Source organism: Amycolatopsis sp. NPDC059027 (genome assembly GCF_042739735.1).
Taxonomy (GTDB): Bacteria; Actinomycetota; Actinomycetes; order Mycobacteriales; family Pseudonocardiaceae; genus Amycolatopsis.
In genome coordinates this window covers 58,135-67,157 of the sequence record NZ_JBHYIK010000049.1, presented here as the reverse complement: position 1 = coordinate 67,157, position 9,023 = coordinate 58,135, and the positions used below count along the sequence as shown (strand labels likewise).

Annotated in this window: 5 protein-coding genes; 3 read left to right on the top strand and 2 right to left on the bottom strand. The window is 68.0% G+C overall.

The window, feature by feature from the left end; genetic code table 11:
• Positions 1-894: 894 nt before the first annotated feature.
• A complete protein-coding gene (locus ACFWY9_RS29950) occupies positions 895-2,532 on the bottom strand; it encodes an AMP-dependent synthetase/ligase (RefSeq protein WP_378340442.1) in 1,638 nt (545 codons plus the stop codon).
• Between the two features lie 182 nt (positions 2,533-2,714).
• Here ACFWY9_RS29950 and ACFWY9_RS29945 point away from each other — a divergent pair, with 182 nt between their 5' ends.
• From ACFWY9_RS29945 to ACFWY9_RS29935, 3 genes are read left to right on the top strand one after another with little or no spacing between them, the layout of a single operon-like run.
• Entirely contained in the window at positions 2,715-4,178 is a 1,464-nt protein-coding gene (locus ACFWY9_RS29945; protein WP_378340441.1) for an MFS transporter, read from the top strand.
• A 36-nt stretch (positions 4,179-4,214) separates the two neighbouring features.
• Positions 4,215-5,447 carry a YcaO-like family protein gene (locus ACFWY9_RS29940; protein ID WP_378331700.1) on the top strand — a complete coding sequence of 411 codons (1,233 nt, stop codon included), beginning with the start codon at positions 4,215-4,217 and terminating at the stop codon, positions 5,445-5,447.
• A 12-nt stretch (positions 5,448-5,459) separates the two neighbouring features.
• Complete coding sequence (locus ACFWY9_RS29935) at positions 5,460-6,773, top strand: TfuA-like protein (RefSeq protein ID WP_378340440.1); 1,314 nt, start codon at positions 5,460-5,462, stop codon at positions 6,771-6,773.
• 54 nt (positions 6,774-6,827) lie between these two features.
• On the opposite strand, the gene ACFWY9_RS29930 is transcribed toward ACFWY9_RS29935, so the two are convergent.
• Positions 6,828-8,579: an arabinofuranosyltransferase gene (locus tag ACFWY9_RS29930; protein WP_378331702.1), complete on the bottom strand. Its 1,752-nt coding sequence runs from the start codon at positions 8,577-8,579 to the stop codon at positions 6,828-6,830.
• Between the last annotated feature and the right edge of the window lie 444 nt (positions 8,580-9,023).

The window sequence follows — 9,023 nt, the reverse complement described above, 5'->3', positions numbered from 1 at the left end:
GGGGTTTTGCCCGGTTTTCCGCCAAACCACCCCGGCTATCGGTTCGGCTCGTGCGAACTATCAGTCGCAGGGCTCACCGGTCATCACCGACGGGGCGACGGTGACGTGGGCGAAGTCGACCGACTCGGCGCCGGCGGTGGCGAGCAGCTCGGCGTCGGAGACCTTGGTGATGTCGATCATGATTTCTCCTGATGTTGAGGTTGTGCTGGGGGATGGTTCAGGTGGTGAAGCGGACGGGTGGATAGTGCCGCTTCACCGGGTTGTGCGTCGGTTCGGCTTGTGCGAACTATCAGTCGCAGGGCTCACCGGTCATGACCGACGGGGCGACGGTGACGTGGGCGAAGTCGACCGACTCGGCGCCGGCGGTGGCGAGCAGCTCGGCGTCGGAGATCTTGGTGATGTCGAACATGAGTTCCTCCTGGTATCGGTGTTCAGAATGCCTGGTAGTGGCTATTTAAATTATGCGCCTGCCGAGTGTGGAGAACCACTCCTGAATTGCGTATCTGCTGGGCGATCCCGGAATGTGGATCAGTCGCAGGGCTCGCCGGTCATGACCGAGGGTGCGACGGTGGCGTGGGCGAAGTCGACGGACTCGGCGCCGGCGGTGGCGAGCAGTTCGGCGTCGGAGATCTTGGTGATGTCGAACATGGTTTCCTCCTGGTGTCCGGTGTGAAGAATGCCTGGTTGCTATATAAATAATGCACCCGCCGACCGTGGAAAACTACTCATGGATTGCGTGCGGTGCGCGTGTTTCGCCAGGCCGGTGGAGTACGGGCGTGCGCGGCCTCGGAGTGGCTCCGCGCATGCGAAAGGGGCCCTTCCTCGCGCTCGGTGCGAGGAAGGGGCCCCTTGCGGAACCGGGTGGGTTCGAGTGGTGGGGAAACCAGCCAGCCCCTAAAAGGCCACGCTTTGGGGCGCGTACTTCTTCGCGATGACGTCGCGCTTGAGCTTCGACGTCGTGGTCAGCTCGTCGCCGCCGGCCACCCAGAACTCCGGTAGCACCGTGAACCTCTTGATCTGTTCGATCCGGGACAGTTTCCGGTTCCCGGAATGGACACTCGCTCGGATCTTCTCCAGTACCTGCTCGTCCTGGGCGAGGACGGCCGGATCCGCCGGAACGGCGGTTTCGGCGGCGTAGGCCGCGGCGGCGTCCGGATCGAGGGTGATCAACGCGACGTTGTACGGTTTGTCGTCGCCGTAGGCCATCGTCGGCCCGATCAGTGACGAACCCGCCGTGATGGCGTGTTCGATATTGCTCGGCGACATGTTCTTTCCGCCGGAATTGACGATCAGTTCCTTCTTGCGGCCGATGATCCGGTAGTTTCCCTGATCGTCCACAGTGGCGAGATCGCCGGTGTGCAGCCAGCCGTCCTGGCCGAGCGCTTCCGCGGTCTTCACCGGATCCTTGCGGTAGCCCCGCATCATCCACGGCATGCGCACCAGCAGCTCGTGGTCCTCCGCGATGCGCGCTTCGGCACCCGGGGCAAGTCTCCCGATGGTGCCGATCTTCGAATCCGACGGCGACGATCCCGCGCCGAAACCGCATTCCGTCATGCCCCAGCCGACGCTGACCGCCACGCCGAGCCTTTCCCAGAAGGCGTAGACGTGCTCCGCGATCGCCGCGGTGCCGGTCAGCGCCCATTTCATGCGGTCGAATCCGGCCTTGACGCGGATCGAGTCCAGAAGCCGTTGCTCACCCGCCTCGAACGCGGCCGCGGTTTCGGGGTCGGCCAGCACTTCCCGTTCGACGCCGGCCTTGAGCTTCTCCCAAGTCCTTGGCACGGCGGCGAACGTCGTCGGGTGCAGCTCGGCGATCGTCTCCGCCAGCCTGGCGGCGTCGGCGAGGCAGGTGACCTGGCCACCGCGCACGATGGGGTAGTAGTGGCGGAAGAACCGGTCACCCGAGTGGCTGGACGGGAGATAGGAGATCGTCGTGTCGCCCGCCTCCATCGGCCAGATGGTGGCGATCGCGTCGATCATCCGCAGCCAGCCCCGGTGGGTGTGCTCGACGCCCTTGGGCGGCCCGGTCGTCCCCGAGGTGTAGATCAGGCACAGGAGGTCGTCCGGCGCCACCGCCCGCCAGGCGGCCTCGAAATCGAAACCCGGTTCCGGCCGCAGCCGGTCGAGGTCGCCGTCCTCGACGATCAGGAGGTGTTCCAGTGGGGCGCCGGATTCCCTGATCCGGTCGGCGAATTGTCGTTCGCAGACCATGATTCTCGTGTCGGAGTGGGTGAGCAGGTAGCCGATCTGCTCCGGCGAGCTGGTGTTGTAGATGGACAACGTGGTGGCGCCGAGATGGGAGGCCGCGACCTCGGTCAGGTTGAACTCGGGGCGATTGGTCAGCATCGCCGTGAACGTGTCGCCCCGTTTCAGGCCCAGCGCCGCCAGACCGCCCGAGAGCCTGCGCACCTCGTCGTCGTACTGTTTCCAGGTCAGCTGGACGACATCGCCCGGGGTGCGCAGCGCGACGTCGTCCGGATGTGCTGCCACGGTCTGCTGGAACGCCTCGGGGAAGGTTCTGGCTCGCGACATTTCCCTTGTCTCCTCAGGTCAGCGGCTTTGTGAGCATTCGGCACCGCGCGTCGCCGAGGCGTCTCTTGGATTGCTTTGCCAGGCTGAGCAACCACGAAGAAAGAATCCGGGGACCAGCGGCGCATAATAAACGGAAATAGGGGCTCGCACATCCCGGTAAATCGGCAACCTCAGGAGATGCCATGTCGTCACCACCTACTCGGCACTGGCTCGCGCTCGCACTGTTGGCCATGACCCAGTTCGTACTCGTCGTCGACACCGCGATCGTGATCATTGCCGCCCCCTCGATGGAGTCAGGCGTCGGCTTCACGCCCGAAAGCCTGCCGTGGGTCACGAACGCTTACGCACTCGCCTTCGGTGGTCTGCTGCTGCTCGGTGGCCGGGCGGGCGACATTCTGGGACGCCGCCGGATGTTCATCGTCGGCTTGGCACTGTTCGCGGTCGGCTCGCTGGCCGGTGCGCTCGCCGGCTCGCCGCTGTGGCTGATCGTGGCCCGCGTGGTGCAGGGTGTCGGCGCGGCAACGGTTTCGCCCGCCGCGCTCGCGTTGGTCATGACCCTGTTCACGGGACAGAAGGAACGGAACAAGGCCCTCGGTATCTGGGGCGCGGTGGCCGCCGCGGGCGCCGCCACCGGATACGTCCTCGGCGGTCTGCTCACCGAATGGTTCGGCTGGCAGGCGGTGTTCTGGGTCAATCTCCCGATCGTGGCCGTGGTCGTGCTGCTGGCGCCGCGCCTGCTTCCCGAGGCGAAGGACGCGAGCCAGCGCACGTTCGACCTCGCCGGAGCCGTCACGGTCACCGGAGGCGTTTCCTTGACGGTGTACGCGTTGTTCAACGCCCAAACCGCGGGCTGGGGCACCGTGCAGACCCTCGGCCTTTTCGCCGCGGCCGCGGTACTGCTCGCCGCGTTCGTCGTGATCGAGGCACGCAGCAGCCACCCGCTCATCTCACTGCGCATCTTCCGGATCGCGTCGCTGCGCAACGGCAACGGTCTCACCTTGCTCACCCAGGGCGCGATCATGCCGATGTTCTTCCTCCTCACTTTGTATGTGCAGCTGGTACTGGGATTCACGCCGCTGCAGGCCGGACTGGCGCAGATGCCCGCGGCGTTGTGCTTCACGCTGCTGGGAACCCACGCCGGCAACCTGGTCAGCCGGATCGGCTACCGGATCCCGGCGACGGCGGGCAGCCTGATCGCCGCGGCGGGCCTGTTCTGGCTGGCCCAGGTCGGCGTGGGCGGCAACTACTTCGCCGACGTGCTCGGTGCGCTGACCATCACCTCGATCGGTGCCACGCTCAGCGTCGTCGCCCTGATGATCGCCGCCACCGCGGAGGCACCGGCGGACAGCGCCGGCCTGGCTTCGGGCCTGGTCAACGTCACCCAGCAGCTGGGCGGCGCGATCGGGCTGGCGGCGCTCAGTTCGGTCGCGGCGGCGGCCACCGCGCGGTCGACCGGGCGGGGCAGTGACTCGCTGACGTCGCTGACCGACGGGGTCGGCGCCGCCCTCCTCGTCGGTGCCGGGCTCGCCGTGGCCACCGGTCTGCTCTCCGCGGTGCTCCTGCGGAAGGCGCGGCGGACCACCACCGAAACCGCTGCTCCGGCGAGTGCTCCGGTGGAGAACGAGGGCGCGGTCGCCGGACGTTAGGGCGTCGTACGAGGGAACCGCTCACAGAAATGGACAATGATGGTACGTACGCACGGCGCGTCGAGCGGTGGCCCCGTCGTTCTCCCCGGCACGTTGCGGGACCGGTCTCCCGAGGAGACGTGGGAGCTCGTGCGGCCCCGGATGCGTGACTACGGGATCACCAGGGTCGCCGAGCTCACCGGGCTCGACATCATCGGCATGCCGGTCTACATGGCCGTGCGGCCGCTCGCCACCACCGTGGGTGTCAGCCAGGGCAAGGGCGCCACGCCCTTGCTCGCCCGGCTGTCGGCGGTCATGGAGGCCATCGAGATGTCCGTCTGCGAGCGGTACTTCACCACTCCCGACGCCTTCGTCGCGGCGGCCGCGGAACTCGATCTCCCTTACACCACAACGGAAATAACCCCGACCGAGCGCTCGGTCATCTCCGATCGCTTCCCGCTGCGCTGGGTCCCCGCCGTCGCACTGGGGGACGGGGCGCCGACCTTCGTCCCGCTCCGCGCGGTCGCCATGGACGGCATCGCCGACGGCACCTGGCGACCGCCCACCCAGTTCTGTTCGGCCAATGGCCTGGCCAGCGGGAACAATCTCGCGGAAGCCACGATCCACGCGCTGCTCGAAGTCATCGAACGGTTCTCGACAGCCGGTATGGCGGAAACACCCATCCGGCAGCGAAAAGTCGTGGATCTCCGGACCCTGCCCGAGTGCTGGAGCCGCGATCTCATCGAGCGGTTGCACGACCTCGACTTCTGGGTGGAGGTCGTGGACTGCTCGACCGTATCGGGCGTGTCGACGTTCGCCGCCTTCGTCTGGGGCCCTGACATGCCCGGTCTCTACGCCGGTTCCGGGAGCCATTTCCTGCCCGAGATCGCCGTGCAGCGAGCCTTGACCGAGGCGGTCCAGAGCCGCATGTCGGTGATCAGCGGAACTCGCGAGGACATCGGCAGCGGGGCCTACCGGGGAGTGCGTTATCCCGTCCCGCCGGTGACCGTCGAACCGAACCGGTCGTGGGACGAGATCGCGAAACCCTCGGTGGGGGCCCGCGTTCCGAGCGCGGAGGTGCTTGCCTGGCTGGCCGCTCAGGTGAGTGTCATGTCGGGCCGTCCGGTGCTGCGTGTCGACCTGAGCCCGCCGGGGGAGCCCTTCGCCGTCTGCAAGGTGGTCGCGCCGGGGCTGCCCGAGGGACAGCACGAGGCGAGCGAGGATCTGCCCCGCTACCCCGATCCGGAAGACAGGCAGCCGCGGCTGGCGCAGGCCTCCGCGCAGGAGTAGCCAAGGAACCCCATGACGATCCACGTCTTCGCCGGCCCCTCGCTGTCCGGCTCGCCCGTGCTCGAACTGGCCGGGGTGTGCCCGCATCCCCCGATCGCGCACGGCGATCTCTACCGTCTCCGTCCGGACGCCGGCGACGCCGTCCTCATCGTCGACGGCGTCTATCAGCACACCGCGCCGGTGCGGCACAAGGAAATCCTCGATCTGTACGCGGCCGGCGTCCCCCTCTACGGGACGGCGAGCCTCGGTGCCCTGCGCGCGGCCGAACACCAGGGCCACGGGATGACCGGCCTGGGCACGGTCTTCGCCTGGTACCGGGACGGCCGGCTGATCTCCGACGCCGACGTGGCGTTGACCCACGGCGACGCCGATGTGGACTTCCGCGCCTTCACCCAGGCGATCGTGAGCATTCTCGGCGTCGCCGACCGTTTGGCCGCCGCCGGCCGGCTCGATCCGGCCGAGGCCGCGAAGGTCGTCGACCTCGCCCGGTCGCTGCATTTCACCGCCCGCACCAACACGAACCTGCTGGCGTCGGCAGGCGAGCGAGGGTTGGCAGGCCCGATGCGGCTCGTCGTCGAGGAACTGCGTGGCGACCGGCTGAGCGATGTCAAGCGCACCGATGCCGAGGACGCGGTCCGGAGCCTCCTTGTCGAAAATGTGCTGACGCCGCCGGGGCAGGGGATCGAGGTGCCGGTCACCACCTGGCGGAAGGAGTGGAGTCTCCAGCACACCCCGGCCACTTCCGATCCCGAAGGCCCGACCCGGCGCCAGGTGCTCGCCTGCGCGCAGCTGTTCCTCCCGGACTTCCCGGACCGCCACACCGCGCACGTGCTGGCCCATCTGCGGCCCGAATATCCGGAGGTCGGGGGAGACACGTTCGTTCCGGCCTGGTTGGACGCCCTGACCACGGAGGAACTCGTCCGCCGGGGAATCCTCGCCGATGGTGAAGCGGCCACGCTCACCAGGCACGACCGCGCGATCCGCGTGCTCGTGCGCACGTTCCGGCGACGCTCGGGGCGGCTCGTCTACGACGGGATACCTCCCGAGCTGGTGCCCGACCTGGCCGAATTGGCCGGACAGAGCGCACGGCTGCTCCGCCTGAGCAGTCAGGCCGTTCAGCTCAACCCGAAGTTCCACCCCGGCGATATTCCCACCGACGTGCTCGATACGACGTTCGCCGCGTTGTGGCGTACCGATGCGCTGGCGACCCACGTGCTCGACCGCGGTTTCCGCTCGGTCGAGGAGTTCCGCGAGCAGGCGCGGCCGTACTTCATCGCGGCACGAGCCTTTGTCGCGATGAGTGAGCGTCCCGCACAGGCGGCGTGAAACGGACACCGGTCATCGCGGGCTTGGACTGCCGCCGTCTCGGCACGTGCGAGATCAGGAGCAGGTCTGCGTCGTGACTGTGCTGTGGTCGTATCGCAGGCCGCTGCGGCCCGTGGCGTGCAGGAGGTTGTCCCGGAACCGGTCGAAGGTCAGCGGTGCCCGTACGGAGGCGAGCATCTCTTGGGTGCGCGGGCAGGCGAGCGTGTGGCGGATCGTGTCCAGTTCGGCGACCGTGAAGTCGCCACGGGCCGCGAGCTGCGCCGTCGTGCCCTGAGCCAGATCGGCGACTTCCCAGTTGATGCCGGCGTACTTGTTGTGCCCGACCCGGCGGCCGGGATAGGGCGTGGTGTGCGCGGCGACCGGATTGGACAGCCCGATGGGGTCGTGGATCCACATGTCCAGCGGGAGGAGCATGCCGGGGCCACCGATGTTGAAGAAGGTCGCGACGCTGTGTCCGGTGCCGGTCGGGTAGAGCTGCCAGCCGTCCTGTTCGCCGGGCACGAGCACCGCGCCCTGCCCGCTGGGCAGCAGCGCGCGGATCGGATCGGCGATCGCGGTGAACTGGTCGAAGTCCTCCGCGAGGATCGGGTGCTCGTGGTGGCTTTCGGACACGTAGGCGGCGCGTTCGTCGGCGATGCCCGTCGCGTCGTTCAGCGGCCGGGTCAGGTTCGTGTACTCGGTCCGCAGCCATCCGGCGGCGACCAGCGCCCACGCGGCGAGCGCGACCGTGGGCACGACGGTTGCGCGCGTCAGCCGAATCGCCATCACCGGCAGCAGGAGGCTGAACAGTGCGGGCAGCAGCATGCGTCCGTGCATGAAGTCGCCGCCGACGCGGATGACGTAGAGCGCCAGGGCAAGCGCGCTGAGCAGCGGCACGGCCACCACCACCGCGACACGCTTGTTCACGGTCTTGCGCCACAACAGGAACAAGGAGACGAGCGCACACAATCCCAGCGGGACCCATAGGTAGTAGGGGCCGGCGAAGTCGCCCAGGTACGTGAGTCCCTTGCCCCACAACGCGTTGGACGCTTCCTTGACCAGCGCGGTGTTCGGGGTGAGCAGCCCGTAGTAGCCCATGCGGAAGATCTGATACGCGACCGGCAGCGCGGCGGCCGCGGCGATCCACACCAGCGCGGCGCGCCAGCCCCGCCACGTGAGCACCAGCAGACCGGCCCCGGCGAAGGCACTGAACAGGCCGAGGTCCGGGCGGACGAGGACTCCGAGACCGATCACGATGGCTGTCAGGACCACCGGTTCGTTCGCTTGGTGCCGGGCGTGCCGCACCAGCAGCCACCACGTGGCACCGAGCCACAGCGTGATCAGCCCGGTCTCCAACCCCGACGTGGCGAAGTCGCGAAACGGGGGCAGCGCGATCACCACGAGCGCACCGGCCGGCACCACGAACACCGACCCGCCGGAGCCGGCGAGACGCCGGGCGCCGTCGAGAGCGAGCACCAGCCCGCCGGTCGCGCAGACCAGGCCCGTGAGCACTGCCAGCCATTCGAGCCGGAGCCCGGGGATCCAGGCCAATGCCGTGAGCAGAAAGGTCCACAACGTGCTGGTATTGGATTCGACCCGTTCGCCGAGGTTGAACACGGGTCCGTTCCCGGCCAGGATCTGCCGCACCGTCCGCAGGACGATCAGCCCGTCGTCGCTCATCCAGCGCCGGTTCCAAGCCAGCACGACGAAAACCGCGGTGGTGAGCCCGAACGCGAACCAGTTCCAGACTCGGGCCCGGGGCCGGCGAGACACCCTGCCGGGCTCGGCAGCCGACGCGCCGGGTTCATTGGTGAGGACCGTGGTCATCCGGGAGACTCTCCTACTTCACGGGTCCGCGCCGGGGAAATTCCCGGCCGCGACCCGCGCTGCCGTATACGACTCGTAACACGGAAGACCCGGTATCCGGAAATGTCATTTCGCGTGCGTTTCCGATACGCGTGCTCGGATCCCCCTGAAACGTGGTGAAAGTGCTTCACCCGACGAGCGCATCGGTTGTGCGACGGCTGTCGTTACATCCGTTACGGCCGATACTCGGTTTGTGACACGGATCACTGGACGTGATGATTAGGCTGTTCGGAGTAGTGTCCGTTTGGTTGCCTATTTCGGTGAGCTGTTATGAGAAAGCGACTGCGGGCATACCGTGCCGTCGCGCCTGGGGTGTGCGGGGCGGGGCGGGGGGGGGGGCGCCGCGGCCGCCGCCGCCGCCCCCTCCGCCGCATGCTCGGCCGGGCGGGGGCGCGCGGGCGGCGC